The sequence below is a fragment of the Elioraea sp. Yellowstone genome, assembly GCF_006704265.1.
Lineage (GTDB): Bacteria > Pseudomonadota > Alphaproteobacteria > Acetobacterales > Acetobacteraceae > Elioraea.
In genome coordinates this window covers 1-1,752 of sequence record NZ_VIKA01000270.1, presented here as the reverse complement: position 1 = coordinate 1,752, position 1,752 = coordinate 1, and the positions used below count along the sequence as shown (strand labels likewise).

General features: G+C 76.1%; 3 protein-coding genes. All 3 read right to left on the bottom strand.

Going from position 1 to position 1,752, the window contains the following annotated elements; genetic code table 11:
• Nucleotides 1–83: 83 nt before the first annotated feature.
• Nucleotides 84–755, bottom strand: coding sequence for a photosynthetic complex putative assembly protein PuhB (puhB, locus tag FK498_RS18580; RefSeq protein WP_141857173.1), 672 nt, complete (start codon nucleotides 753–755; stop codon nucleotides 84–86).
• Nucleotides 752–1,531, bottom strand: coding sequence for a photosynthetic reaction center subunit H (puhA, locus tag FK498_RS18575; protein WP_141857171.1), 780 nt, complete (start codon nucleotides 1,529–1,531; stop codon nucleotides 752–754). The genes puhB and puhA overlap by 4 nt, the downstream gene beginning before the upstream one ends.
• A gap of 4 nt (nucleotides 1,532–1,535) precedes the next feature.
• Nucleotides 1,536–1,752: PucC family protein (locus tag FK498_RS18570; RefSeq protein WP_202614933.1), on the bottom strand; the 217-nt coding region annotated here is incomplete at its 5' end.

Genomic DNA, 1,752 nt, shown 5'->3' with positions numbered 1-1,752 from the left:
TGGTCGCCTGCGGCGACGCGGATGCGATGGTGACGGGGCTGTCGCGCTCCTACGCCGTGAGCCTCGAGGGCATCCGCTCCCCCTCAGGCGGCCACGGGCTCGGGCCGGGCGCGCCGGTCCTCGGCCGCGCCGGGCGGGGCGGCGACCGCGGCGGCGGCCTGACCGGAGGCGGCCGCGAGCGCGCGCGCGAGGATCTGCGCCACCGTCTCGGGCTCGGCGATCGCGCGGAAGCCCGGCTCGGGCGAGGCGAAGCGCCAGGGGCGCACATGCGGCCAGAGCAGGGCATAGGAGACGCGGTGCGGGGGCGCGAGCGCAAGCGCGATGTCGCCCGTGCCGTCGCCGTGCAGCCGGAGCCGCGCCGAGGCCACGGTCGCGAAGGGCAGGTTGACGCTGACCGGCAGCGCCGCCCCGCCCTGGATGATCGCCCGCCGCGTGGTCAGCGAGTAGGTGGTCGCGCGCGCCGAGAGCCAGGCGAGCAGCGCCAGGAGGCCGATCGCGGTCAGGCCGAGCAGCCCGAGCGGCACCAGGGCGAGCAGCGCCGCGCCGACGGTCGCGCCGTCGCGCAGGCCGGCGAGGAGGCCGACCAGGCCGAGGACGGCGAAGTAGATCGCGGCCGCGCGCACGCGATAGGCGCGCACGGCGAGCGGCCACCAGCGCGGCCGGCCTTGCCAGAGCAGCCGTTCGCCCTCCGGCAGCCGCCCCGGGATGCCCGGGATCTCCTCGGTCGCGTGCTCGAGCAGGACGGGCCCGGTCACAGCAGCGGCCCCAGCCGGTCGGGCGTGGCGTAGAGGTGGCCGCCGCCGAAATAGGCGCTGATGCGGTCCTCCTCGCGCATGGTGATCTGCTCGGGCGCGCGCAGCCCCGGCGCGGCGGCGAAGTGCCGCGCCAGCACCGAGGCGACCGTCACGCGGCGCCGCCCCGCGTCCACCCGGACCAGCGTCATCGGCACCAGCACCTGGCGCGGGCCCGCCGGCGTCGTCGCCTCGACCTCGAGATAGCGCAGGATCACCTCGGAGCGGTCGACCCAGAGGTCGCGGCAGGTGCCGACCGTCCTTCCGTCGGCCGCCACCACCGCCCAGCCGCGCGGATCGGGGTCGCCCGCGTCGAGGTGGAAGCCCGTGGCGACGCGCAGCGGCACGATCTTCGGCGCATGGTCGTCGAAGCTGCGCTCGGGCTCGTCGGCGCGCAGCGCGTAGGCCGCCGGCCCCACACCGTCCTGCATCGGATCGCCGGTGGGCGTCAGCGGCGAGCCCGGCACGGTGGAGACCGGCACGGCGGCGAGCGGCGGTTCGTTGTCGGGACGCGGCTGCACCACCGTGCGGCCGTCATGCAGCAGGAACGTCTTCTTGCCCGGCATCGCCGGGAAGCCCTGCACGACGACGCGCCCGTCGGTACGGTCCGTGACGAGCGGGTAGCCCTCGCGCTTGTTCTCGCGCAGCAGGTAGAACACCAGTCCCGCGAAGAAGATCCAGAACGCGTAGAGCACGACCTGCGCGACGTCGATATGTCCGGTGATGGCGCCGGTTTCCATGACCTCACCTCGCTCTCTGGCTGGCGGGCGACGCGGGCGCGTCGAGCCGCGGGATGGGCCGGGGGACGGCCGCGCGCGCGGGGCGCACGAGCGGTCCGATCACGGCCAGGGTGGCGAACAGCAGCACGATCTCGACGACATAGACCGCCCCGTAGCCGGTCTCGGCCCCGGTCAGCGCGGGGCCGAGCCGGCCCGCGGCGGCGAGCGCGCCGACCGCGTCG

Bases quoted from the DNA above. Each gene is read 5' to 3' on its own strand.
- puhA (WP_141857171.1), bottom strand. From the start codon at position 1,531: ATGGAAACCGGCGCCATCACCGGACATATCGACGTCGCGCAGGTCGTG.